Here is a 24,238-nt window from a genome sequence, read left to right on the forward strand (position 1 = left end):
GCAATTTTGCGATAAGTAGATAGAGATTAGCGGCTTTGCAATGGATTACACAGGGCTTGAATAATGCCCTGCGTAGCACTTCACATAAATAACTAGAGCTTAGTAAAAAGCTAAATTGAGGTAGGGAAGGAAGAGATTAAAACTCTCGGCTGGAAGGTGCGCATCCAACGTATTGAAGCAGCGTGTACAAACTTTCTTGCTGCAGTGCGACGCGACGAAATAGATTAGCAAAGGTAACGTCGCCGCCAAAGCAAGTTTGAATGTAATGATTAATTTCTGTTTCGTTATACCCCTCGACGTACATGGTTCTCACCCACTGGTACTCGACCGCTTTTAAATTGGTCAACGTCTCTTCACTTAAGGTCGTTTCTTTTAGTCTCAAGATCCAAACTCTATCCAACTCTAAAATAATGGATGGATTTAAGCAAAGCTAGGTGAAGGATTTATGACAGAGAAGGGCGAGCGTGAAACAAATGGCAAAACCATGATGTAGCTCCACACTCTGGGTCTAGGTAACGTTGAGGTACTTAATAGCGTTCTTAACGGATGCCAGTTACTTGAGATATTTAACGTGTGCTTCCATTTCTTCCCCAATCTCTTTACGCATGTTCATAAGACGGATAGCGGATTGCTCTAAGGCTTTGTCTTCATCTGACTCTGGAATCCATTTCGGTACATCGGTTGGTTTTCCGTTTTCATCTACAGCAACCATGATAACGATACAGTGAGTGGTGAGTCTGTTTTTCATTTGCTTTGGATCACTGGCTTGCACGTCAATCGCAATGTGCATTGAACTTCGTCCGGTATAAATGACTTTCGCGCTAACTTCGACTAAGTTGCCGACATGAATCGGCGCAACAAACCGAATGCCGCCAGCATATGCGGTAATGCAATATTTACCACTCCATGCTGCAGAGCAGGCGTACGCTGCCAAGTCGATCCATTTCATTACGGCGCCGCCGTGCACTTTTCCGCCAAAATTTACGTCGCTGGGTTCTGCTAAAAAGCGAAGGGTAATGTCTCTTTGACCACTGCTCATCTGTCTTTCCTTGATGGGTTATTGTTTTCCCAATTTAGCAGCAAGATGAATTTTCGGGAATAGCGAATGAAACAAAATATTAACTTTTATTCGAACGCTGGAAGTGACAAGCCACAGCGTAGTTCTGTGGCTTGAGGTGTAGATGTTAATTGGCGGTAGAGGCAATCTCAGAATTGGACAATGGTTTTCTCTGTCTTACTTTTATTTGCGACAGGATAACGCCAGAGATGACTAACAACCCACCAATAATGTGGTAAGCGTAAATTTTCTCACCAATTAGTGTTGAAGCAAGTATGACGGAAACCACAGGCATTAGGTTCATGAACATAGCGCTTGAATCAGCACCAATTGAATCAATCGCTTTTACCCACATCAGCGGCGCGAAAATGGAAGCAGCAATACCAGCATAAGCGATTAACGGTAGCGCATCTTGGCTTGGTAACAGTTGCTCACTAGAGAGCCAAAGTGGTGTGAGCATCAAAACAGAAAAGAAGCCCTGCATGTAAACCAGAGTCAGACTACTGAATGGCATTTTCCACCGTTTTAGCAGAACACAATAAGCCGCGTATACCATGGCAGCAACGAGCATTAAGCTGTCACCTTGCGTTAAGTCTTGATGTAAAAAGTAAGTGATATCACCGTGACCAAGCATAAATGCCAAGCCGCCGAGCGAAATGACACCACCGACGATACTTAACATTGATATAGATTTACCGAGCAATGGGACACTTAAAAACACACTGAGCAAAGGAACTAAAGAGGTGATCAGGGCCATATTAGAGGCCGTTGTTGTTAAACCGGCATAGTATCCAAGTGACTGGTTGAGAACCATACCAAGTAACGCAAGAAACGCCAACTTAGCTAAGTAAGGTCGAATAATGTGTCGTTGTTTGATGATTGCAGGCAGGCAAAATGGCGTTAGGAGTACCATTGCGACAAACCAACGGTAGAAACTCATCGCACTTGGTTCAATGGCGCTCGCAGCCATCTTGTTCACAATTGAGTTACCACCCCAAATCATAACGGTGAAAAACGGAAGTAAATAAATCATGAGAACCCTATAGCACATTTATTGATGGCGCTAGTCTGGCAGGTCTTTATAATAAAAAGTATCTCTTAAAAGACATCGTAAGCGATAGGAAGACAATTTTGAAAAAGAGCGCCAGAAATCTTCACCCCTCCTTATCAATCGATCGTGCGCCATCAGATGTATTTATGAATTTCGAAGCGTTTCTCTCTAATACAGAAACACGAATTCATAGCCACCCTTGGGGGCAAGTGCAACTGATCAGCGGTGGGATTCTGGAGATGGATGCAGAAGACACAAGATTTCTAGCACCTCCACATCTTGCTATTTGGGTTCCCGCCGGAGTTCGTCACACTAGCTACAACCGTAAGCCAATCGAATATTGTTCTTTGAACATTGCCCCTGAATTGACGGCGCATTTTCCAACTAAAACGAGCTTGATCAAAGTGACTCCAATCGTGTCATCTATTATTGAGGACTTTCGTCAGCGAGACATTAATGTGGCGCAAACTGATGAAGACAAGCGCTTGGTACAAGTGTTATTGGACCAGCTTGCAAAGCAAGAAGTCGAACATCACTTTTTACCGACTACCGACAATAAGTATCTTGAACCGATTTTAAAAGCAGTAGAAGAATCGCCGACGGATGAGATCAGTTTGGCGGAGTGGGCGGCAAAAGTGCATACCACAGAACGCACGTTAGCGAGACATTGCCAGAGTGAATTAGGAATGAGCTTTACTGAGTGGCGCTTACGTGTACGTTATTTGCATTCTATGGAGTTGCTGCGTAAAGGGCAGACCGTAAAAGAAGTCGCTCTGACGTTAGGTTATAACCAAGCTAGCCCTTTTATCGCGATGTTCAAGAAATACTCCGGCATGACACCGGAGCAATACAAGAATCGATTGTTGTAAAAGTGTAGAGTCTATTTTAAAAAAATTGACAATGCGCTGTATGATGACCGACTCGAAAAGCTGATGGTATTGGAAAGACTTACGTCTATCTTGTGTCAGATTGAGTCAGAATTATAACCTTGAGAATTCGCTTTATTATTATTGCTTTACAACATGCCTGTAAGATTCTTTAGATGATACAATGTGCTAAAGTGACAAAAAACTCAATTGACACCGCTTAGATTTAAGTATTGATTGTTATTAGTTTCTTCAGCCGCCAATTTGTCCCTACTTTTCAAGGAAGTAGAGTTGTACTGTGCAACTATAACTCTTCTACCCTCAATCGTGAGTTCCAATGTGGGTGACCATATATTCTGATCGCGATGCGTCACAATAATCACGGTCGAGTTCAATGTTTGAATATGTTGAGCAATACTTTTTTCGGTTGCTTCGTCTAATGCTGCCGTCGCTTCGTCGAAAATGAGGATTGGCGCCTTTTTAATGAGAGCTCGCGCAATTGCGACTCTCTGTCTTTCACCTCCTGACAACCCTGAGCCTCTTTGTCCTACTGTTTGATGTATTCCTTTAGGAGATGAGTCAATAAGTTTGTCCAATTGTGCGTGTCTTGCAAAGCTCTCAACTTCATAATCACTTGCATTGGGATTACCTAACCGAATGTTATCCGCCAATGTGCCAGTAAAAATGACCGGTTCTTGAGCAACATAGGCTATATGCTGGGTGAGCACGTCATAAGGGATATTCTTTAGATCTATCCCTCCGAGCGAAATAAGACCTTGGTCAGGATCATCAAACCTTAGAAACAGGCCCAGTAAAGTGCTTTTGCCACTGCCACTGACTCCATTGATGACGACGGTATCACCTTGTTTGATCTCCGTGCTAGCATCTTCAAAGAGATCTAAATGGCCCACAAGGTTCAGTTCGAACTTATGGTTTTTGGGGGAGGTTGCAAATTGAGGATTAGGCTCAGGCAGAACAGGGACATTCGTTAACTGAGCGTAATTTTTAATTGAGGATTTTACGTCGTTAATCGCAAAGCCTGCCAACGCGAGTTCACCCAAAGGTGCAGCTGCACGGGTAATCAATATCAATAAAGCCAAGACTAATAAGGGTTGAGTAATCGGCTCTAAGACGAGATAGATGGCGATACCTGCAAGGGGTAAAATCGTTGCCAATCCTGATACTAAGGTTGCGATAGAAGCGTTACGATTAATAGTTGAATGAGCTTCTTCTTGTGCGTGCCAACTCTGTTCAATACGCTCGATTGAGCGCTCAGGCCCCGCTGTTGAGCGAAGTAACTCAAGGTGATCTATGAGCTCAAGTGTTGATTTAGTCGCTTGAAGCTCTGCGTCATGTCGGTCGCTATCTGAGCGACTTAGGTATCTTTGCGCCTTGTACTGAACGAGCAGTGCAACTAGTAACAATACGGCACTGAGTAGTGCAATTTCACCTCCTCCAACGACCCCAATACCGATAATTAAAAATATGGGTAACATTGGAGCGTGTAAAAATGTTTGTAGCTGATGAGCAGGAATGGCCATAAAGCCAGGTATTCCTCGTTCTGCTAGTTGAGTGAGCTGAGTTCTATGCTGATCATTAAACCAAGCTAACTTTGCTTTACTGAGCGAATGACCTACTGATGAATAAAGATCCCCAGCCAGTTTCGCACCAGAGAGAAATCCAGAACGAGTTACAATAACGGTAACTATCACAGTTAGAACAGCAGCTATTATGACGTTCAATGGTGAAGCTTGTTCGACAATAGATATTGCAAGAAATGTGTAAGCCGTTGCCTCAAATAATGCAACTAGTCCCCAACCTATAGCGACTCGATATAGACGGTGCTTTGCACTTTGTGGAATTGTCGAATTGGAATAGAGGGTATTGTGAGCCGTCATACTTCTTCATCCTGTCGTTGAGCCTTTCTGTTGAGCATCAATGTAGTGTCTGCAAGTTTCGCGAGTTCTGAGTCGTGAGTAATTATGATCAATATCTTGTCTTGTGTTTTCGCAAACTTCGCGAGATTTCTGATCACAGTGAAGGCCGTATTTTTATCGAGAGCACTGGTTGGTTCATCCAGTAATAGAACGTTGGCTTGAGTTAGAAATGTGTTAGCTATTGCGACACGTTGTTGCTCGCCTCCTGAAAGCACGCTTGCATCAGAATTGAGGTCAATCTTTAATTGAGCTTGTTGCAAAGCTTGGTTCAGCTCGTCGTCACTTGAACTTGGCGTTGATAGTTTCAAATTCTGCCTAATGGTAGTTTTGAGTACACCGATATCTTGGGGTACATAGCGTATGGCGGAGTATCGGGATATCTCAGAGAGTTTAGACAGTTGATTGCCTCCTAAGGTAACGAAGCCTGAAAGAGGTGTTTCTTGACCTGTTAATAGACGTAGTAACGTACTTTTGCCTGCTCCGCTAGGCCCCATGATGGCTGTAAATGAACCCCGTGGGAAGTAGTGGGAGAAGTTATCAATAATATTAACAGTTCCATTAGCCACTACGATATTTGATGCTTGTAGTGATAGCGGTTTTTCTCCCGCGCTCAAACTGCCACTTTCTATTTGTGGTTGCTGTAAAAAGTCGCTGATGTTCTTTGCAGCATTCTTTCCTGCGTTAACGTAGTCCAATCCATGGCCAAGCTTCAGTGCGGGTGATACGACGGCCAAACCAAAAAAGAATAGCGACGCCATTGCCACGGGACTTAATTCATAGCCAATGGTATAGGCCATTGCGAAAGTCGAAACCGCTTGAAGTAATGCGGTAGCAATTGCTGCTGGAAGGGCAACGCTACCAACCCATTTCACTATGCCGTGAGTAAAGCGTCTTGTGGCATCATTATAGCTGTCGAGTGCTCCTGCTTGCGTGCCGTAAATTCGATTTACTCGGATACCTCTTGTGTAGTCGTTTACTGCGGTAACGATATCACCCATTATTGTCATGCGCTCTTTGCCATGTTTAGCGGCGAACCTAGGTAAAAAGAGTAGGTAGTACAATGATGCAATTAGACCAGGGAGCAGAGTAAGCATCGCTACCGGACCTGTGAGATTCAACATGATAAAAATAGAAGTTGCGGGTACGACAATGAATGTCACGAGTTCTGAAGGCAAATGCGCAACCATGTGGTGAAGCGTGCTGATGTCTTCGGAAACTATGCGACGCAGTTGATTATCACCATATTGAGAGATGGTCTTGCTTGGCAAGCGCGTCAAGTGCTGAGCAACTTGGCGACGTAATCGAGTGGAAAACTGCGACTCGGCATCATGAACTAACCACGAGCCCACTGATGAGGCAAGTGCGCTAGCCGCCCAAAGTCCTATGGCACCGTAAATCCATTGGTTTGCAAATTTATCGATAAGGTTTATCAAGCATAGCAGTGCACCAACTTTTGCCACAGCGGCAAGTGCTTCACAAAACGTTCCCAAAGCAAGCTTCTTAATCGATGGCTTTAAGGCTGGCATTAAGCTAGGCGTAACGTAATGTTGGCTGATTTTACTTATCATATTGTCACCTTATCTAGCCTATCAAGCGAAAATAAGGAGAACGTGGTAGAGCATATTGAGCTCTTATCGTTTTTCATATAAAGCCTATGGAAGTGGACGTTGATGGATTATGTTTTGAATTAACTTTGGCCGTAGGTGTTGCGAGCTCTTTGTCTGCTTGAATGTTGAAGATGAGTACTTCCTTTGATTTGTTGTGAATTTTCATGAACAGCCAAATGGGAGTAAGTCCCCCCTTAGAAGGCAGGCTAAAGGGGAGGTGGAGGGATTAGAAATCCGCAGTAGCTGACAGCATCACTGTACGTGGTGCGCCAAGAGCTAGGTCCGCATAGTGGGTGGTTGTCCAGTAATCTTCATCCAGTACATTGTTTACGCTAAGGCGCCAAACCACGCTTGTTTCAGCAATTTTTGAGTTGTAGCGTGCGCCAAGATCAAGAATAGTCTGTGCAGGTAATGCCTGAGTGTTTTGTGCATCAATGTATTGTTCAGACATATAGTTCGCTTGGCCGATAAGCGTGAGATCACGCATCGCAGGGAGGTTCCATTCTAATGCGAGTTTAGCTTGTAAATCGGGTAGCTTAGTTGCTTGTTTCCCCTCCTCTGTCACATCTGTTGCTTTTGTAATCTCTGCATCTGTATAGGCGATACCACCGATGAGTGTATAGTCCTTTGATAGTGTGCCGTAGAACCCCCATTCAATACCGCGATTGCGCTGTTCACCACCGAAAGAAAAAATGTTGGTATCCGGATCTTGGTACCCATTTGGCTTTTTAATCTCAAATAAACTGAACGTATGAGCAAAGCCGTCCAGGTCAAGCTTCACGCCTGCTTCAGTCTGTTTGGTTTTTTGGGGTTCAAAAGCCTCTCCTGCGTTTGCAGCGCTAGAGCCTGCTGTTTTCCCATTCGTTAAGCCTTCGGTGTAGTTACCATAAAGCGAAACTGAGCTCGAAACTTTGTATAATGCTGCAAGTGCGGGAGTGTAAGTACTTTCCTTAAACTTGGTGGTAGGAAGCGACATTCCGTTCATTATTATTCCAGATTCATAATCAATGCTCTGGTAACGCAAGCCGAGCGTGATTTGGTATTTCCCATCAACAAAAGATAACGTATCGGCAATGCCATAGCTGACCTGAGTTGAATCGATAGGTAAACCATAGTAGTTGTCGTAAACTGAATTTTCTGGTCCCCAAACAGGATCATAAATATTCGAGTTCCAAGGGGCTGGATTATTATTACCTGTTGGAGAATCATTTTTATCTTCTCTAAAGTAAGTACTATTCAGTACAAGGTGGTGTTCTACTGGGCCAGTGTCAAAGTTGCTACGAACACCTATCTCACCTGAAGTCCGTTTGTTCTCAAGCTTAACTGATCCGAGAGATACCTCTAGGTTACCCTCGTTATCGATGATTTTGATTCGTTGCGGTACATTTGAATGAAAATCTGTACGGCTACCACCCAATGCGCTGTACACAGTTACAGAGTCACTAACGCTTAGCTCCCCGCGAATCATCATCCCTTTATCTTCGCTATCATTGTAGGCCCAACTTGGCGTCAATAATGTGTCAGATAGAGGAGGTGATGGGATTTTGAGACCAGAAGCGATGCTTAACCCACGGTTTGCACCTTCAACTCGCTCTGTACTGTAGTAAAAATCTGCTTCAAGGAAAGCAATGTCATTACGCCAATCAAGGCTTAATGATGCAAGTTGAGTTTTGTTGCTTTGGTTGTTTATCGCGGTGTCTCCATCTTTAAATGCACCGTTGAAACGAATACCAAATTCTTCATTTGTACCAAAGCGACGTCCAATATCGATATGTCCTCCGAATTGAGTGTCCGATAAGTAGCTGCCGGTGAAAGATGTGATTGGTGTTTCTTGTGCTCTTTTTGTCACTAAGTTGATGGTGCCACCAACAGATCCATTCGGTGGCATACCGTTGAGCAAAGAAGCAGGACCTTTAAGTACATCAATACGTTGATACATTTCAGGAGAGGTTCGGTAATAAGGAGCGATACCATACAATCCATTAAGCATAACGTCGCTAATGTCTGAGTTGAAACCTCTTATTTTGAAACTTTCTTTGTTTAAGCCGGTTTCACCGCTGGTGAAAACAGAGGGATCAGAAGCTGAGATTACATCTGAGATATCGCGTGCTTGTTGGTCTTGAATGTGTTTTTCTGTGTATCCAATCGTATTGAAAGGCGTTTCCATGAAGTTTTTGTCGCCAAGCATTCCTATATTACTCGCGTGAGAAACTTTGCCAGCGGCATAAACTCTGTTTGCTTCACCATAAACTGTCATTGATTCATCTACGACTTCTTCAGCTTGAGCGATACTAATTGGTACGACAAAAGTACTAAATTGAAGTGAAATAAAGAGGGCGATATGACATGGGCTTGGTTTGTTTTTCTGTGAAGAGTCCATCGCTATCTGATGATAGTCATGAGTCATTATAGATTCCTTTTCTTTGTTTGGGCTAGCTCACATCCGTTCTGACGTCGATTGAGTGTTGAATTACTTAAGATCCAACTCATTGTTATTAGATTTAGCTTTGGTAACCTTTTAGGATGTCTTCAATTATGATTTTCAGAGATGTGATGCTTGCTGAAGTGATGTACCAAGCATCGGCATCAACAAAAACGACGTTGTCGTTTTTCCATGCTTTGGTTTGACGGAGTAGTGGGTTTGCTAAGTGTTCCGCATCAATGACAGGCTTTCCTTCCATTACTGCTGTTCGATCAATGATGTAAAGAATGTCTGGATCAGCTTGGCTAATGAACTCGCTAGAAATTGGCTGACCATGCAAACCTGTCTCCACTTTTTCACTCGCTGGTTTTACCCCCAGAACATCGAAAACGAAGCCATAACGAGACTCAACGCCAAATGAGCTGAAAGCACCATTGTTATGCATGACAACCAAAGCTTTTTCAGAACGCTCTTTCGTAACAGCGCGCACTTCTGCGACTTTTGCATCGATTTCGGCAACTTTCTGTTGGGCTAGCTCCTGCTTTTCAAAGATCTCACCAAGCTCTACAAGGTGTTTCTTAATGGTATCGACGTGATGGTCACGACTATTACGGTAGTTGATGTCAAAATGTAAAGTCGGAGCGAGTTGAGAGAGTTCTTCATACTGATTAGCATGTAGCGGAGTCATCAATACGAGATCTGGTTTTAGGGCATAGATCTTTTCCATATTAGGCTGAACTATCGCACCAAGATCCGCTATCTCAGGTGTGTCTTTGTATTTCGCTAGAAAGTGAGGAACAAAGTCTTTCACCATTCCTGAGATTGGAACATTTAGCTGATCTAAAAAGTCCACTTCGTTCATATCTAATGCTGCCACTCGTTGAGGGCGATGAGAAATAGTAGTTGCTCCGAGATTGTGTTCAATCACGATGAGCTTTTCTAATGGCTGAGTATCTTCAATTTTAGTTATTTCCGGCTCGCAACCTGATAAGGTTCCTAGAGCGCAGCAAGCAAGCGCGATACTCAAACGTAGGGGGCTCTTAAACATGGGGTATTTCCTTTTTGTCAGTGAGTTGTCTTTAAACAGGCGAGTAACAGTTTTCATATTTGGCTTCTTGTTCTTATCGTGATGGCTAGGAAATATCCCCCACAAAGGACATTCACCAAAATAGAGACGGTGGTTTTAAAGTTAAATAAGTGCTCTACCAGAAGTTGACCAGACAAGAACATGACAATTGCAATAGCACAAGCAACGAGCAATATGTGTCTGTAGTTCGGTGCGCTAGTAACGGAATAAGCAATATTGGCAATAAAAATTCCCATAAAAGCCGTTGGGCCAATCAAGCTCGTCGAAATTGCTACTAAAATGGCGATTACAGCAAAGAACTTTGGTACATATTGCTTATCATTTAGTCCTAATGACATCGCTTGGTCTCGACCTAGACCTATCACATCTAGCTCGCGTGACCATCTGTTAGCAAAGAGTGCCAAAACGCTTAACGCAATACTGGAAAAAAGTAACGTAGAAGGTTTCGCTCGCTCAAACGAGGTATAGCTGAGCCCTTGAAGGATAGAGAATTCTCCAGGGCTTATTCTGAGCTGGATAAATTGAGCAAGAGTTGTCAGCACCATTGTCAAAACAAAGCCAATCAGCAGAACTTGGTGCATGTCATGTTTAAATCTATTGAGTACCCAAGATTGAATCGCTAAGGAATACAACAGAATGAGTATTGCAGAGACAGCGAAATTACCGACAACACCTAATGTAGCAATGCCAGAAGTGCCCCCTAGTAATAAGAGTAGGGTTTGCCAAACCAGATAAACCGACTCATATCCCATAATGGATGGCGTAAGAATACGATTACCAGCTAAAGCTTGGAAAATAACAGCAGAGATGGCCACGCAGCTGCCCCCAATAACTATGGCACCAAGTTTAATCAGCCTCTTAGGGATGACGTAATCAAAATCCCACCCAGAGCTTGTAAAGATAAAGGCGATAGACAGTATGCAAACGAGTATAATGCTCACTCGCATGTTTGAGTAATGTGATCTCATACTCGTGCTCCTTTCAAAAGAAACACAAGAAACATGACTCCCCCGATAGCACTGGCTGTTAATCCAATTGGGACTTCAAAAGGAAAGGCAACAACTCTGCCTATGACATCGCAAAAAATAAGTAACGAAGCGCCGCCTAGTGCAACGATTGGTAGGGTGTTTTTAAGGTGATCGCCATATTTTAGTGCGACTAGGTTAGGTATGACTAAACCGATAAAATGAATGGCACCTACGGTCACCACTGTTATAGCAACTGTCACGGAAACTAGCATTAGACCCAAGGCGGCAGTGAACGCAATATTAATTCCTAAGTTGGACGCAACATCTTCGCCCATTCCCATCACAGTAAACTTATGTGCATATAAGTAAGTCAGTAGGGTGATGGGTAAAATCAAGAAAATTATTTCATAGTGTTCTTGGACCACTTTGGAGAAATCTCCCATTAACCAACCGGACATACTCTGTAAGATGTTGTTTTGATAAGCATAAAACTCCGCTATAGCACTTAGTACACTACCAAACATAAGCCCAATCACAGGTATTAACGCAGAGTTACTGAATTTAATTTTTCGTACGATGGCAATGTAGATAAGGCCAGCGGCGAAGCAAAATAGTACGGCGAAGAGCATACGTTCAAGCTTGTCTGAGGATGGAAGCATGACGATAGATACCAAAATACCGAGCTTTGCCGCATCGATACCGCCTGTGGTGCCCGGCTCAACAAAACGATTTCTAACAATATGTTGAAGAATAACACCACATATTGCGAGACCAGATCCGGTAAGAATTAGTGCGATTAGCCTTGGTAATCTGCTAGCAGTAATCGGTAGCCAAGCTTTGTCATCCATGGTCAGCAATAACGACCAATCTAGTTGGTTTGCGCCGACGAAAATTGAAGTTAAGCACAGTATAAAAAACAGGCTTACTACGTGAATACTCATACAGAATCTGCCCCAAAATAAAGTGAGTTTCTCTTAACTTATGACTTGGGGATGGAATACGAATAATGAATATCTATTCGCATATAGGTTCTAAATTCCAACAAAACATAACCAAGTTATTTTTTATAAACATTAAGGTCACAATCCAGCCCTCAAAGTATCACTAGGCCATACCTAAAAATTCAACGTGCTGATTTAGCTTTAAAACTGGATTAACTAGCAAAAGAAAAGTGCCGCTTTCAATGCAAAGAGAAAGAGGTTCTCGATTTAAAATTAAAATACAAATGATAATTATTTTCATTATATCTTTGTTTTTTCGGTTAAGCAATGAGGTTCATATATGTTTCTCTAAAAAGATCAATCGCGTATAAAAAACAAGGCAATGGCTAATGCATGTGCTTTTGGGTAAGTGATTAAAAAATAAAGCCAAAGAGCATTAAGCTTTCTTATTGTTTAAGGATGTTTTTCGCTTCAGAAGCTCGTTGGTTGAGGTTTGATTTAAATGGTATGACGATAGTTTGTTCAGGAAGAGGAGTTAGTAGTGACGATGATGTCTAGATGTCGTTTGTATTTTAGGATTTATTAGATACCGCATTAAAATAGCGTCATAAAGTCGTGATGCTTCGCATCTTCAGTGTTAGCGATGTTAATGCGGTAATTTCTAATAAACTAGCGGATTAATGTCTCAACTTGCTTTTGGAGCAAAGTAAAGCTGATTCACAATTCAAAGACATCGTCAGTTGCTTTATTGTTAACCTGTGTTATTCGAGCTTACTTAGTACGTAATTCAAACCACCAACTACGGCTGCAACTTGCGCATCGTTGCATTCTTCGTCGGTCACCGTTGGGCTGTCTGGGTACACTTCCGTTGTCGTGCCGTAAACGCAATTTGTTACGCCGCCACACAGGCCCAGTTTTACCATTGGGTAGTTGATAACGCCAAACTGTACGACGGGTGAACCGATGATTTCGCCGTTTTCATCTGCTGGTGCAATGTGAGTCACTTTTGCAACTGACTCAATGACCGCTTTTTGGAAGTCAGGCTGAGGGTTTTCACTATCTCCCACCGTGTAAAAGCCATCTGGGATCATACCTTCAATGTACTCAATACCATCACGAGCAGCTAAGGCTGGACGGAACTCAGTTTCGTCAGAATCTGTCGTTTCATGTAGATCAATGTGCATTAACACATCGCCTAAAGTTGCAACTAGCTTTATGAGGTTAGCGGATTCTTCGGCAGGACTATCCTTATAGAAAGAGCGGTTTGGATCAATCGCGTTTGGATTCCAGCGGTTGATCACCTCGTAACCCCAAGGGCTTACGCAGGGGGCAACGACAATATTGAAATGCTCTGCATAGCGCTCTGCTTCCGTTTCTACAAACTTTAATGCGCCATGTACACCGCTGGTTTCGTAACCGTGCACGCCGCCTGTGACCAACACAACAGGTTTAGTTGAATCCCAATTGCGTGTTTTGATACAAAACAGAGGGAAGCGTGCCTCGTTGTATGAGAGCGCACCATATTGTTCAACATCAAAATGCCCGCGTAGGGCATCGATTTTACTGACGACTTCATCTTGGTAGCTACGTTTTACTTCTTGCGTTGCTAACCAAGCTTTACGTTCTTCTTCGGTCCAAGGTTGGCCAGGAGTACCGATCGGGTAAATGTATCCACTTTTCATCTATACTTTTTCTTTTGACTGCTGAAAGGTATCACAAGACTAGACCCGTCTTATCGTTACGGCAATATAAAACACCATTTGGGGTGGTATTCTTTGCAAAATCATCACTTTGATGAGTGATTCATTGGTGTTACATTTTGTTACTTACTCAATTTCATATAAGAGACCAAAAATGGCTGGAGCAAGTTTACTCACACTGTTGGACGATATTGCCACGGTGCTTGATGATGTCGCCTTAATGTCAAAAATGGCGGCAAAGAAAACCGCAGGTGTGTTGGGAGATGATCTAGCGTTAAACGCTCAACAAGTGTCTGGTGTTGCATCTGAGCGAGAGATTCCAGTAGTTTGGGCGGTTGCAAAAGGCTCATTCAAAAATAAATTGATTTTAGTTCCTTCAGCTTTACTTATTAGCGCGATTATTCCATGGCTTATCATGCCATTATTGCTAATTGGCGGCTTATTTCTCTGCTTTGAAGGGGCAGAGAAAGTACTTGAGAAAGTGTTTCCTCACTCGCATCCGCACGAAGAAAAAGAGGAGCTAGTTAATACTGGCGAGTCGATAGAAGAGTATGAAAGGCGTAAAGTTTCTGGTGCAATTCGAACAGACTTTATCCTTTCAGCAGAAATCATCGTGATTGCGTTAGGTACCGTGACAGGAGCCAGTCTTGTTACGCAAATTTTAGTTGTCAGTTTAATTGCAGTGATTATGACGGTTGGGGTTTATGGACTAGTCGCTGGGATTGTGAAGCTAGATGATTTAGGCCTTTACCTTGAAAGTCGCTCAAACGGTAAAGGTTGGGTGGCGAAAGTCGGAGGGGCCTTGGTCGCTTTTGCACCAAAGTTGATGAAGTTGTTAACCATTGTAGGAACTGCTGCGATGTTTTTGGTGGGTGGAGGAATTGTGGTGCACAACGTGCCAGCCATTCATCACTTTGTAGAGCCGATTATTATGAACTTTAGTGGCCATTCGGTTGCTACAGCCATTTTGCCTATTTTATTGAACGGTATTATCGGCTTTGTGGCAGGGTTAGTTGTGGTTGCGGTATGGACGATGGTTGAAAAGCTTCGTGGTCAATAATCACATCTAAAACATGAGACGATAGTAACAAGGGTCATGACTTCTTTTTACAAAAAGCATGACCCTGTTTTATAGGTGAAACGTCAGTAAAGTACTTACTTCACTTTCCACTCGATCTGTTCATTTGCTCGAATAGGCACAACGATATCATTGCCAAATGGCATCGTTTCTGGCACATCCCAAGCGGATTTTTCTAACGTTACCGTATCTGTGTTACGTGCAATGCCGTAAAAATCAGGACCGTTGAAGCTTGCGAAAGCTTCCAAGTTTTCCAACTTGCCTTCTTTTTCGAAGACTTCTGCATAAAGCTCTAGCGCTGCGTGTGCAGTGTAAGAACCAGCACAACCGCAAGCCGATTCTTTTGCCCCTTTCGCATGTGGCGCTGAGTCTGTACCTAGGAAAAACTTCTTGCTACCACTAGTTGCTGCTTCGATCAGCGCTTGCTGGTGGGTTCCGCGCTTAAGAATTGGCAAACAGTAGAAATGAGGTTTAATACCACCCACAAGCATGTGGTTACGGTTGAAAAGAAGGTGGTGGGCAGTGATGGTAGCCGCTACGTTGTCTGAGGCGTTGCTAACGAAGTTTGCTGCGTCGGCGGTGGTGATATGTTCTAGAACGATTTTAAGATTAGGGAAGTCATTGACGATAGGAGCGAGGACGGTATCAAGGAATTCTTTTTCTCGGTCGAATATATCAATATCGTGATGTGTTACCTCCCCATGAACCAAAAGTAACATTCCTACTTCTTCCATTGCTTCTAAAACGTGATAAATGTTTTTCGCATTGGTCACACCGGAATCTGAGTTTGTGGTAGCGCCTGCAGGATAAAGCTTGGCAGCAACAATGTTTCCGGTGGCTTTAGCCTTACGTACTTCGTCTGGTGTCGTGTTATCTGTAAGGTAAAGCGCCATTAAAGGCTCAAACTGCTCGCCATGTTGCTCTTTGAGAATTCGGTCACGGTAGGCTAGGGCGAGCTCAGTTGTAGTAACAGGTGGGACGGTATTTGGCATAATCAGCGCACGGCCATTGTAGCGGCTGATGTCGCGAACGGTGTCTTTAAGAACTTCCCCATCGCGTAAGTGAACGTGCCAGTCGTCAGGACGAGTGATAGTCAGTGTTGTCATTAATTGCTCCCACCATTGAAAAGTTGTCTGATTGGAGCCTAAGCGCCGTATTTGCTTTTGAGCAAACGCTTGCGCTTAGGCGACAGGATGATAGAGGAATTGCCCTCATATTTCATCCCATTTTTCAATTTTATAAAGAGTGAGAGTGTAAGTGGTTACTTCATTGTTAACCAAAGCGCGTGGATCGTACCTGGTAGAAAGAAGAAACACGTCAATATTAGATTAATCAAAAAGTCTTTATTTAGACCTTTCTCCATAAACACCGCGACAGGCGGAAGAAAGATACATAACAAAATCAGAACCAGTTTTCTTGTATCCATAATTAAGCTCCAAATCGATAAATGGGAGTAGTGATAACTTGGGTGAATTATGTGTGTCGTATCACACTTTATCAAACGGTATTTGGTCAGAACGGTGTTAAAAAACGCGAATGTTGAGTGTAGTAAATACTTGTCACTAAAACCAAATTTATAAGAATATGGTTTCGAGAAAGTTGCGATGGATGAAGAGGCAGTAGACTCTGCAACTTAATGTGATTTGAGTATACAATACCGCAACAAATAAAAAACACCCGTAGGAAGAAGGCAATGTCGCAACCCGTTTTATCCCAAATTAATGTTTTTCCGGTTAAGTCAGTTGGCGGATTATCGCTGTCGTCCGTATGGGTTGAGAAGCAAGGATTGAGCTTCGATCGTCGCTTTATGATTGCGAAAGCTGATGGCTCGATGATCACTGCGCGAAAGTATCCGCAAATGGTAACCATTAAGTCTGCCTTATTGTCCGATGGAGTGGTGTTTAGTAGTTTGGGTATGGAGCCACTTAAAATCCGTTACCAAGATTTCAAAATGCAGGAGACACCTGCAACGGTTTGGAAAGATACATTTACTGCCTATACCACGACAGATGATGCAGATGACTGGTTTAGTCGTGTTTTGGGGCAGCGCGTTGAGTTGTTATTTAGTGGTGAGCAATCGAATCGTGTCCGTGAAAAGCTAGGTCAAAACGTCAGTTTTGCTGATGGTTATCCGGTTTTAGTGATCAGCCAAGCTTCACTTGATGAGCTGAATCGAAGAAGTTCAGAGCTGCACTCAATGGATCAGTTTCGTACTAACTTAGTTGTCTCTGATACTAAGCCATTTGAAGAAGATTCATGGAAGCGCATACGAATCGGTGAGGTAGAGTTTGAGTCTCTCAAACCTTGCGAGCGCTGTATCCTGACTACGGTGAATACCCAAAGAGGCACATTCCGTGAGAGCAAAGAGCCGCTCAAAACCTTGCAACAGTTCCGTGCAAACGATGTCGGTGGTGTGTTCTTTGGCCAGAATCTTGTCGCGCGAAATGAAGGCATTATTCGTCAAGGCGATAAAGTTGAAGTATTGGAGTACAAAGAGCCGGAGTTTTACGCAGATAACTCGCCAGTGCGCATGAAGCTTACATGTGTTGAGCGTGAAGAAATTGCCCAAGACTTTGTGACCTTATGGTTAGAGCCAAACAAAGGTTCGTTGCCTAATTACTTGCCAGGACAACACCTGCCAATAGAGGTGAATATTGATAGTAAGAAAGTGGGTCGACGCTATACCTTATCATCCAGTCCTTCTCGTCCGGGTCGTTATGCTATTTCTGTAAAGCGTATCGCGGGCGGAAGAGTCTCTAACTCACTCTTAGACAACTTACAAGTCGGTGATGTTTTAGAGGCAGAACAACCTGACGGTCAGTTCCACCTTAAAACGCATGAAGCGCAGCCTCTGCTGTTACTCTCTGCGGGTAGCGGAGTAACACCAATGTTATCAATGGTGCGTTACTTAGCGGATCATAATCAGTTGGAGAACGTGGTTTTCTACCATCAATGTCGGACCGAAAATGATATTCCTTGTCGCTCAGAGTTGGAGCAGTTAAAGCGTGAGCACCCAGGGCTAGAAGTAAAAGTCTGTTTAACGCAGCCTGCCGTTGATTGGTTTGGGTTAAAAGGGCGTTTAAGTTTGTCACACATTAAGCAAATCAAAGATGTTGAACAGCGCCAAGTGTTTGTGTGTGGTCCTGATGGTTTTATGGAGAAAGCGAAAAATCTCCTGCTAAGAAAAGGGCTGCCAGAAGAAAACTACCATCAAGAAGCGTTTGGAGTTTCTTCTCTTACGTCAAAGCCAGAGAAAAGTCTCGCTATTGACTTTAATGGAACTAAAGTCGTAGGCAACAACCAAAAAACGTTGTTAGATCAGCTCGAGGATGCTGGGAAGGTTGTTAGCAATAGCTGTCGTGCTGGCTTATGCGGCGCGTGTAAGGTTCAGCTTACGTCGGGTCAAGTACATCATCCGGACGTGCCCGCGTTGACTGATGAGGAACGTGCAATGGGAACCGTATTGGCGTGTTGTGCTGTGCCAGAGACGGACGTAACAGTAACCAACTAGGCGAGAACGTCTTTGTCCTTCGACAAAAACTGTTCCTAGACAAAAAAACGCTGCTATTTTTAGCAGCGTTTTGAGTTTTAAAGAGAGCTGAAAATATCGCTTAGTCGTAAATCGTCGGGATTGGCTGGCGTTTGTGCTGCGTTGCTTTGTAAATCGCTACCAGACGGTCACTTACTTGCTGTGGAACGGGTTTGCCCTCTAAGAAATCGTCGATTTGCTCGTAAGTTAAGCTTAGGGCATCTTCATCTGCTTTTTGTGGAGCAAGCTCTTCTAAGTCTGCTGTTGGCACTTTCTTCACTAGTTGCTCAGGTGCACCCAATGTAGCAGCCACTTCACGAACTTGGCGTTTACTTAATCCGAACAATGGTGCCATGTCACAAGCGCCATCACCAAATTTAGTGTAGAAACCAGTGATGTTTTCTGCTGAGTGATCAGTACCAAGAACAAGGCCGCCTACGTAGCCCGCGATCTCGTATTGAGCAACCATGCGAGCACGCGCTTTTACATTGCCTTTTACGAAGTCGACTTTTGCTGCATCAGTTGGTAGAAGGTCTGTGCCTTCTAATGCAACGTGAGAAGCCGAATGAAGCCCGTCAACACCTGCTTTGATGTTCACCGATACAGAATGGGTTGGCTGGATAAAAGACAGAGCGAGCTGAGCCTCATCTTCATCTTTTTGCTCCCCGTAAGGCAGACGAACTGCGATAAATTGGTAGCTATTGTTGCCCGCTTCTTCGTTTAGTTGGTCTACAGCCAACTGAGCTAAACGACCACATGTCGTTGAGTCAACGCCACCGCTGATGCCAAGAACAAGAGACTTACAGCCCGCTTCTTGCAATTTACGCTTAATAAAAGCGACACGGCGTTCAATTTCAAAATGCGGATCAATTGAAGGGAGTACGCGCATTTCGTCACGGATGGATTGTTCCATTTAGGGTTCCTTTTCCTGCAAATATTTCAGACTCTAAAGCGCATTTGCTCAAATGGTGATAAACCATACAGTTGAGGCTCATTAAACGCGACTTTAGGGTCAAAAGCTGTAAAGATTAGTAGTATCATACCGAAATCATCAGATTAGAAAACTCTCTTCAACCAGGTAATCACCGGATATGAAAAAAATCGCCATTTTTGGTAGTGCATTTAACCCACCTAGTTTAGGGCATAAAAGTGTTATTGAGTCTTTGAGCCACTTTGATCTCGTGCTACTTGAGCCAAGCATTGCACATGCTTGGGGCAAGAACATGCTTGATTACCCAACTCGGTGCAAAATGGTTGATGTGTTCATCAAGGATATGGGGCTTTCTAATGTTCAGCGTTCTGATGCGGAGCAAGCTTTATACCAACCTGGACAAAGTGTGACGACCTATGCGTTGTTAGAAAAAATTCAAGAAATCTACCCATCTGCCGATATAACTTTTGTCATTGGTCCTGATAATTTCTTCAAATTTGCTAAATTTAGTAGAGCTGAAGAGATTACGGAACGTTGGACTGTTATGGCATGTCCTGAAAAAGTAAAAGTCAGAAGCACAGATATTCGCAAAGCATTGGCCGAGGGTGAAGAGATCGGCGCCTATACAACACCTTCCGTAAGTGATTTATTACTTAGTAAAGGCTTATACAGAGAAACATTGTCTGGGAACTGAGAGGTCAGATTTTCATGGTCAGAGTCGTTTTATTTAGTGCATGTGCGCTGCTTGTGGTGACACAAGCTCATTCCGCGTGTAACTATTTTTCTGATCGTTCCGTGGTGTTTGAAGATAACACGCTTCCAATCTGTGAAGAAATTTTAGATTCCATCGGCGTGTTAAGTACTGAAGCATTGATTTGGTATGCAGCGGAAGCGAAGCTTGAAGGACCAACAGAAAACTATTGGGAGGAGTGGGCGATTAAGCCGGAAGACACCCCACTTCTAACTCAAAACTTAGAAAAGAATTACTTTGGTCTTGGTTTTTGGATGCCGGAAGAGCTCCGAGACGAAGAGAGTAAAATGGATACAGAAGAGTGGCTTCGTAGTCACGGGTTGATGTTCAGCGTCGGTTTTGGTGATAAATCAGACGGACAGCCAAGAATGCGGTTTGATTATCGTTGGCACGAATATTATGACGCTGACTGGATGATGCAGATAGAAGTACCTTTCTAGACATCTCAAGCAAATGAAAAAAGGGCGTACATTATCAATGTACGCCCTTTTTGTTTTTACTTGAATCTCTACTTTCTGTATCCGTAACTCTACGTAATGCTGAAAACGTAGCTTGTTAAAGAGCAAGTTATAGCGCTTCTCCAAAGACTAAAAAGCAAAGCTGTTCATATTCTTCGGTGTTACCAGCAAAAAGAGAGTCAACAATTTGCTCTTCCTTCTTCCCCGACAGTTTCATTTTTCTTGCTTCACGTAGTGTTAGTACCAAGCAAAGCTCTTTAGAAATATTCATGTCACAGCCAGGAGTCCATTGATTGATGGTTCTCGTTAACGTTGAGTGCGCTAGTTTAGGAGACAGCGTCAATACTTCATGTCTTACTACTGTCAGTAGATCGGTTTGCAGATCCGAGCGTTCGGCAGTTGTTGCTAGCTTCTCGACGAGCGCTTTTAGTAGCGGTGAAGGCTTCACAAAGCCCGCCTGTTGTGAGAAGTCGTCATTTAAACGCACAGAAAAATCACAACGATATACACGAGAATTAGGTAAAAAGGTGAGGGAGCTCAAACATCCTTGAGGAATCCAAAAATATTGGCCTGGTTCAATGGCATACTCCTGCTTACCCAATTTAATGACGGCTAACCCTTCGATGACAGACAGTAGACTGTGCTTCAATGCTTTTTTACGCGCAGCTACATCAAGAAAGGGGTATTTAGCGTCGTGAAATTCAATTGCGTAGTTCATTATGAGTACCAGTGTTTTTTGGCGCTAAGGGTAACGTTAAACCCATACGATTCCAACCTGCAGAGAGAATTTTTTAGCATGATAAATGGTGGCTTAACTGGTATGACCATGTTAAAAGTATGGGTTGAAATGCTGCTTGTCAGCAAAACTATGCGTAAAATGTGCCAGCTTTTTTTGATATGTAATGAACAATGACAGCCAATACCGATCCTTATATTGAAATTCGTCCTTACAACGACGAAGAAATTCCAGCAGCGCTGGATCGTCTAATCCAAGATGATGAATTTATCACTGCTATCCTAGAACATCGCTTTGCTAATAAAGCAGCGTGGTTCAAAACGCTAATGAGCCCGATCCTGCGCATCTACCTGAAAGCCAAGTGGAGCAAGCTTGATTCTGTCGAAGCAATTCAGATTGAAGTGAAGAAGTACCTGAAAGATACATTGAATAAGACAACGGATGGCGTCACTTTTTCTGGTTTGGATAAGCTGGATAAAAACACGTCATACCTATTCGTTTCTAACCACCGTGATATTGCGATGGACCCTGCGCTCGTAAATTATGGCTTGTACCAAAGTGGGCACCGTACAGTTCGTATAGCGATTGGCGATAACCTGCTGAAGAAGCCATGTGCGACAGAATTGATGCGACTCAATAAGAGCTTCATCGTTAAGCGCTCTGCTAAGGCGCCTAGAGAAATGATGAAAGCATTGGGACAACTGTCAAGCTATATCAAACATTCGCTTGATACTGGCAATTCAATTTGGATTGCCCAAAAGGAAGGTCGTGCTAAAGATGGAAACGACTTTACTGATCCTGCGATTTTAAAAATGTTCCATGTTGAAGGTCGTAAACAAAAGATCAGCTTTGGTGAGTACACGCGTTCTCTGAAAATCGTTCCTGTCTCGATTGCCTATGAAAATGATCCATGTGACATTGCCAAAGCAAAAGAGCTGTACGAAAAAGCAGAAAATGGCCGCTATGAAAAAGGCGAATTTGAAGATATCGAAAGCATCATTCAAGGTATCGTTGGCTATAAAGGCCGTGTACATGTTGCGTTTGGTGATGTGATTGAGCAAGAGTTTGAAACGCCGGAATCTCTTGCTGGTGAAATCGACCGCCAAATTCACAACAACTACAAATTGTACCCAATCAACTTGTTAGCTGCTGGGCATGAAGATTCGAGCATCATTACGGAAGCGGTTAAGCGTCATCTCGCGGATAAGTTGGATCAGCTACCTGAAGGCGCAAGACCTTATTTGGTGGCGAGCTATGCTAATCCTGTGAATAACCAAGAGTAATCTTCGTCACTGAACTCGTTGATTCAGAATGCCTTAAAGCCTCGGTCTGACGGGGCTTTTGTTTATCTGCTCTTTAAGGTGCGACGGCGCCACCAAGGGTTAAATTGCTAGGCCATTTGGTGATCCTGTTACCACCTAAATAGATATTCCTTTTCACCGTCATTGTGTCTGGAAATACTTTCAGCGCTGATCCTCCAATATAAAGATTACCATCAACCACCAATCCTTCAGGAAGTTCAGAAATGGGAGTGCGAATAACACTTAGATCACCTTTTACTCGAAGTTTAGCTGGAAGCGCTTTTAACGGTGTATCTGTCAGATTTAGGTAACCGCCTAGTTTGATGCCTTTAGGCCAGTTTTCGATCTTACTACCTAGTAGGTTTGCATAGCCTTTTATCTTTGTTCCTGAGCGAATAACTTTGAGTGCGCTGTTAGTTGCTTCCAGACTGCCTTCGACATCAAGCCCTTTAGGCAAGGTTTTGATAGGGGTTTGTGAGATGTTTAAGTTGCCCTTTACCACTAGGCCAGAGGGTAGTTGGGTGTAAGGCTTGTTTCTAAGATCAAGATTGCCGTAATTATCGATGTGACCAAACTTAGAATAGTAATCTAGCTCATATGCCAAAGGAGACGAGCAGAGTAGGATTGAAGTAAGGCATAGGGAAACAAAACGCATAGTCAAAGAGTTAGTTAAATACCGAGATCAACAGGTGCTTATCTTATACTTAAATAAACCTATTATGCATTTTTTGCTCACAGTTTTTGATTCATAACTTAAATATTCAAATTAGAGATACACGTTAAAAGTGCGCTTCTTTACTGAGCTAAGTAACTTCAAGCTTACTAAAATGAGATAAATTAAATGATTGAATGTGAAGCAGACCCAAGTGTAGAGGTGAGAAAAATATCAGTAGATATTTGAATAATATGAGATTCTTCCAAGAACTTCACAAGGGTCCTTGTTAGTATTATTGAGGTTTGAGGGAGATTTTCATGAAGTTAAAAAGTGTATCTATTTTTACCGCTGGTGTTTTTGCAGTACTGCTGTCGGGTTCCGTTTTTGCTAAATCATACAGTACACCAGAAAACAAAGCGCTAATAGTTGCTGACGGTAAGGTAGGTCAGCGTATCTGTTACTACGATGATAAAGCCTACACCACAGGGGCCGTGATTAATGTTGAAGGCGTATTACTGATGTGTACCGCTGAGAACGATTTTGAAACCAATGGCTCGTTAAAGTGGGCCGTGTTCAAAAAAGATAAATAAACGCGCCGAAGTTGTCTGTTTCATTTAGAGCGGTTTAAGATTAAGAGATTGGAAAAATAAAAAGCGAGCATCATGCTCGCTTTTTTCATTAACGCGCGAGTGAGCGAGTTTTTAATTCAAAGATAAGTTTTTCAGCACTTACTTCAAATTTGAATCGAGCCGTCGCTTGGTTAGATTCTTCGGTTATTTCTGAAACATTGTATTCAACATCAGCACATACTGATTTAGCGAGCTCGATGTATTTTTGTAGTTCAGACTCTAGCTCTGTTTTTGTCTGTGCGAAAACCGTTACGTCGGCAACTTCGTCACCTTCTTTGATGATAAAGCCTATCTCGCCAGCACAGCCGCAGGCCTCACATACTTGGTTTTTTTCTAATTCGACACTCATAACGAATCCTCTTGTAAATACTAAGGGTATTCTATCAGGTATTTGATCTGTATCTACAAAAATGACGACTTTTGCGTAAAAAAGGAACAGAGTAGGCACTTGTTAAGTAAGGGTTAAAGATTGGATTACTAAATCATCAAGAACGTTAATGTGATATATATCAACATTTAAAATCAATTAACGAA

At 43.0% G+C, this 24,238-nt stretch carries 23 protein-coding genes; 7 read left to right on the forward strand and 16 right to left on the reverse strand.

The annotated features are described in order from the left end of the window. Positions 1–136: 136 nt before the first annotated feature. The 3 genes from R7190_RS02265 to R7190_RS02275 all read right to left on the reverse strand — a co-directional run bounded on the left by R7190_RS02265 (position 137) and on the right by R7190_RS02275 (position 2,090). Complete coding sequence (locus R7190_RS02265; protein ID WP_005375277.1) at positions 137–382, reverse strand: hypothetical protein; 246 nt, start codon at positions 380–382, stop codon at positions 137–139. 171 nt (positions 383–553) lie between these two features. Beyond that, positions 554–1,039, reverse strand: coding sequence for an acyl-CoA thioesterase (locus tag R7190_RS02270; RefSeq protein ID WP_005375279.1), 486 nt, complete (start codon positions 1,037–1,039; stop codon positions 554–556). Positions 1,040–1,184: 145 nt separating this feature from the next. Next, positions 1,185–2,090, reverse strand: a complete 906-nt coding sequence (locus R7190_RS02275; RefSeq protein ID WP_158155415.1) for a DMT family transporter — start codon at positions 2,088–2,090, stop codon at positions 1,185–1,187. Between the two features lie 98 nt (positions 2,091–2,188). On the opposite strand from R7190_RS02275, the gene R7190_RS02280 reads away from it, so the two are divergent. Further along, positions 2,189–2,977: an AraC family transcriptional regulator gene (locus R7190_RS02280; protein ID WP_047101782.1), complete on the forward strand. Its 789-nt coding sequence runs from the start codon at positions 2,189–2,191 to the stop codon at positions 2,975–2,977. A gap of 203 nt (positions 2,978–3,180) precedes the next feature. On the opposite strand, the gene R7190_RS02285 is transcribed toward R7190_RS02280, so the two are convergent. The 7 genes from R7190_RS02285 to R7190_RS02315 all read right to left on the reverse strand — a co-directional run bounded on the left by R7190_RS02285 (position 3,181) and on the right by R7190_RS02315 (position 13,618). After that, positions 3,181–4,872: an ABC transporter ATP-binding protein gene (locus R7190_RS02285; protein ID WP_033906768.1), complete on the reverse strand. Its 1,692-nt coding sequence runs from the start codon at positions 4,870–4,872 to the stop codon at positions 3,181–3,183. Next, a complete protein-coding gene (locus R7190_RS02290; protein WP_186585143.1) occupies positions 4,869–6,479 on the reverse strand; it encodes an ATP-binding cassette domain-containing protein in 1,611 nt (536 codons plus the stop codon). Before R7190_RS02290 ends, R7190_RS02285 begins: the two co-directional genes overlap by 4 nt. A 265-nt stretch (positions 6,480–6,744) precedes the next feature. Continuing rightward, positions 6,745–8,925: a TonB-dependent receptor gene (locus tag R7190_RS02295; RefSeq protein WP_132936315.1), complete on the reverse strand. Its 2,181-nt coding sequence runs from the start codon at positions 8,923–8,925 to the stop codon at positions 6,745–6,747. A 94-nt stretch (positions 8,926–9,019) separates the two neighbouring features. Then, positions 9,020–9,988: a siderophore ABC transporter substrate-binding protein gene (locus tag R7190_RS02300; RefSeq protein ID WP_054701806.1), complete on the reverse strand. Its 969-nt coding sequence runs from the start codon at positions 9,986–9,988 to the stop codon at positions 9,020–9,022. A 53-nt stretch (positions 9,989–10,041) separates the two neighbouring features. Continuing rightward, a complete protein-coding gene (locus R7190_RS02305; protein ID WP_053307879.1) occupies positions 10,042–10,995 on the reverse strand; it encodes an iron chelate uptake ABC transporter family permease subunit in 954 nt (317 codons plus the stop codon). Beyond that, positions 10,992–11,936: an ABC transporter permease gene (locus tag R7190_RS02310; RefSeq protein WP_033906772.1), complete on the reverse strand. Its 945-nt coding sequence runs from the start codon at positions 11,934–11,936 to the stop codon at positions 10,992–10,994. Before R7190_RS02310 ends, R7190_RS02305 begins: the two co-directional genes overlap by 4 nt. A gap of 761 nt (positions 11,937–12,697) precedes the next feature. Further along, positions 12,698–13,618 (reverse strand): M14 family metallocarboxypeptidase, encoded by a 921-nt coding sequence (locus tag R7190_RS02315; RefSeq protein ID WP_054578652.1) that lies wholly within the window; start codon positions 13,616–13,618, stop codon positions 12,698–12,700. Between the two features lie 172 nt (positions 13,619–13,790). Here R7190_RS02315 and R7190_RS02320 point away from each other — a divergent pair, with 172 nt between their 5' ends. Beyond that, positions 13,791–14,696, forward strand: a complete 906-nt coding sequence (locus tag R7190_RS02320; protein WP_062730918.1) for a DUF808 domain-containing protein — start codon at positions 13,791–13,793, stop codon at positions 14,694–14,696. A 95-nt stretch (positions 14,697–14,791) separates the two neighbouring features. Here the strand turns inward: R7190_RS02320 and pyrC are convergent, their stop codons facing one another. After that, complete coding sequence (gene pyrC / locus R7190_RS02325) at positions 14,792–15,820, reverse strand: dihydroorotase (RefSeq protein WP_053350086.1); 1,029 nt, start codon at positions 15,818–15,820, stop codon at positions 14,792–14,794. Positions 15,821–15,975: 155 nt separating this feature from the next. Further along, positions 15,976–16,140, reverse strand: a complete 165-nt coding sequence (locus tag R7190_RS02330) for a YqaE/Pmp3 family membrane protein (protein WP_005375297.1) — start codon at positions 16,138–16,140, stop codon at positions 15,976–15,978. Between the two features lie 267 nt (positions 16,141–16,407). Here R7190_RS02330 and R7190_RS02335 point away from each other — a divergent pair, with 267 nt between their 5' ends. After that, positions 16,408–18,225: a hybrid-cluster NAD(P)-dependent oxidoreductase gene (locus R7190_RS02335; protein WP_064354885.1), complete on the forward strand. Its 1,818-nt coding sequence runs from the start codon at positions 16,408–16,410 to the stop codon at positions 18,223–18,225. A gap of 100 nt (positions 18,226–18,325) precedes the next feature. Here R7190_RS02335 and nadE read toward each other — a convergent pair whose 3' ends face one another. Further along, on the reverse strand, positions 18,326–19,156 hold the full coding sequence (gene nadE, locus R7190_RS02340; protein ID WP_005375299.1) for an ammonia-dependent NAD(+) synthetase: 831 nt from the start codon (positions 19,154–19,156) through the stop codon (positions 18,326–18,328). Between the two features lie 178 nt (positions 19,157–19,334). Here nadE and R7190_RS02345 point away from each other — a divergent pair, with 178 nt between their 5' ends. Continuing rightward, positions 19,335–19,868, forward strand: a complete 534-nt coding sequence (locus tag R7190_RS02345) for a nicotinate-nicotinamide nucleotide adenylyltransferase (RefSeq protein ID WP_042521568.1) — start codon at positions 19,335–19,337, stop codon at positions 19,866–19,868. 14 nt (positions 19,869–19,882) lie between these two features. Further along, positions 19,883–20,365, forward strand: a complete 483-nt coding sequence (locus R7190_RS02350; protein ID WP_017635276.1) for a hypothetical protein — start codon at positions 19,883–19,885, stop codon at positions 20,363–20,365. 127 nt (positions 20,366–20,492) lie between these two features. Here R7190_RS02350 and R7190_RS02355 read toward each other — a convergent pair whose 3' ends face one another. After that, positions 20,493–21,101, reverse strand: coding sequence for a hypothetical protein (locus R7190_RS02355; protein WP_005375302.1), 609 nt, complete (start codon positions 21,099–21,101; stop codon positions 20,493–20,495). 191 nt (positions 21,102–21,292) lie between these two features. Between R7190_RS02355 and R7190_RS02360 the strand changes: the two genes are divergently transcribed. Then, positions 21,293–22,402, forward strand: coding sequence for a 1-acyl-sn-glycerol-3-phosphate acyltransferase (locus R7190_RS02360; RefSeq protein WP_005385027.1), 1,110 nt, complete (start codon positions 21,293–21,295; stop codon positions 22,400–22,402). 73 nt (positions 22,403–22,475) lie between these two features. Here R7190_RS02360 and R7190_RS02365 read toward each other — a convergent pair whose 3' ends face one another. Further along, a complete protein-coding gene (locus R7190_RS02365) occupies positions 22,476–23,075 on the reverse strand; it encodes a hypothetical protein (protein ID WP_042521566.1) in 600 nt (199 codons plus the stop codon). 317 nt (positions 23,076–23,392) lie between these two features. Between R7190_RS02365 and R7190_RS02370 the strand changes: the two genes are divergently transcribed. Beyond that, on the forward strand, positions 23,393–23,665 hold the full coding sequence (locus R7190_RS02370; RefSeq protein ID WP_053307874.1) for a YnjH family protein: 273 nt from the start codon (positions 23,393–23,395) through the stop codon (positions 23,663–23,665). Positions 23,666–23,753: 88 nt separating this feature from the next. On the opposite strand, the gene R7190_RS02375 is transcribed toward R7190_RS02370, so the two are convergent. Further along, positions 23,754–24,053 (reverse strand): YfcZ/YiiS family protein, encoded by a 300-nt coding sequence (locus R7190_RS02375; RefSeq protein ID WP_005375307.1) that lies wholly within the window; start codon positions 24,051–24,053, stop codon positions 23,754–23,756. Positions 24,054–24,238: the final 185 nt, after the last annotated feature.

It is taken from the genome of Vibrio sp. 1078-1 (assembly GCF_033340475.1).

Bases quoted from the DNA above. Each gene is read 5' to 3' on its own strand.
- R7190_RS02375 (WP_005375307.1), bottom strand. From the start codon at position 24,053: ATGAGTGTCGAATTAGAAAAAAACCAAGTATGTGAGGCCTGCGGCTGT.
- R7190_RS02310 (WP_033906772.1), bottom strand. From the start codon at position 11,936: ATGAGTATTCACGTAGTAAGCCTGTTTTTTATACTGTGCTTAACTTCA.
- R7190_RS02360 (WP_005385027.1), top strand. From the start codon at position 21,293: ATGACAGCCAATACCGATCCTTATATTGAAATTCGTCCTTACAACGAC.
- R7190_RS02335 (WP_064354885.1), top strand. From the start codon at position 16,408: ATGTCGCAACCCGTTTTATCCCAAATTAATGTTTTTCCGGTTAAGTCA.
- R7190_RS02355 (WP_005375302.1), bottom strand. From the start codon at position 21,101: ATGAACTACGCAATTGAATTTCACGACGCTAAATACCCCTTTCTTGAT.
- R7190_RS02365 (WP_042521566.1), bottom strand. From the start codon at position 23,075: ATGCGTTTTGTTTCCCTATGCCTTACTTCAATCCTACTCTGCTCGTCT.
- nadE (WP_005375299.1), bottom strand. From the start codon at position 19,156: ATGGAACAATCCATCCGTGACGAAATGCGCGTACTCCCTTCAATTGAT.
- pyrC (WP_053350086.1), bottom strand. From the start codon at position 15,820: ATGACAACACTGACTATCACTCGTCCTGACGACTGGCACGTTCACTTA.
- R7190_RS02315 (WP_054578652.1), bottom strand. From the start codon at position 13,618: ATGAAAAGTGGATACATTTACCCGATCGGTACTCCTGGCCAACCTTGG.
- R7190_RS02345 (WP_042521568.1), top strand. From the start codon at position 19,335: ATGAAAAAAATCGCCATTTTTGGTAGTGCATTTAACCCACCTAGTTTA.
- R7190_RS02295 (WP_132936315.1), bottom strand. From the start codon at position 8,925: ATGACTCATGACTATCATCAGATAGCGATGGACTCTTCACAGAAAAAC.
- R7190_RS02290 (WP_186585143.1), bottom strand. From the start codon at position 6,479: ATGATAAGTAAAATCAGCCAACATTACGTTACGCCTAGCTTAATGCCA.
- R7190_RS02320 (WP_062730918.1), top strand. From the start codon at position 13,791: ATGGCTGGAGCAAGTTTACTCACACTGTTGGACGATATTGCCACGGTG.
- R7190_RS02285 (WP_033906768.1), bottom strand. From the start codon at position 4,872: ATGACGGCTCACAATACCCTCTATTCCAATTCGACAATTCCACAAAGT.
- R7190_RS02370 (WP_053307874.1), top strand. From the start codon at position 23,393: ATGAAGTTAAAAAGTGTATCTATTTTTACCGCTGGTGTTTTTGCAGTA.
- R7190_RS02300 (WP_054701806.1), bottom strand. From the start codon at position 9,988: ATGTTTAAGAGCCCCCTACGTTTGAGTATCGCGCTTGCTTGCTGCGCT.
- R7190_RS02275 (WP_158155415.1), bottom strand. From the start codon at position 2,090: ATGATTTATTTACTTCCGTTTTTCACCGTTATGATTTGGGGTGGTAAC.
- R7190_RS02270 (WP_005375279.1), bottom strand. From the start codon at position 1,039: ATGAGCAGTGGTCAAAGAGACATTACCCTTCGCTTTTTAGCAGAACCC.
- R7190_RS02330 (WP_005375297.1), bottom strand. From the start codon at position 16,140: ATGGATACAAGAAAACTGGTTCTGATTTTGTTATGTATCTTTCTTCCG.
- R7190_RS02305 (WP_053307879.1), bottom strand. From the start codon at position 10,995: ATGAGATCACATTACTCAAACATGCGAGTGAGCATTATACTCGTTTGC.
- R7190_RS02350 (WP_017635276.1), top strand. From the start codon at position 19,883: ATGGTCAGAGTCGTTTTATTTAGTGCATGTGCGCTGCTTGTGGTGACA.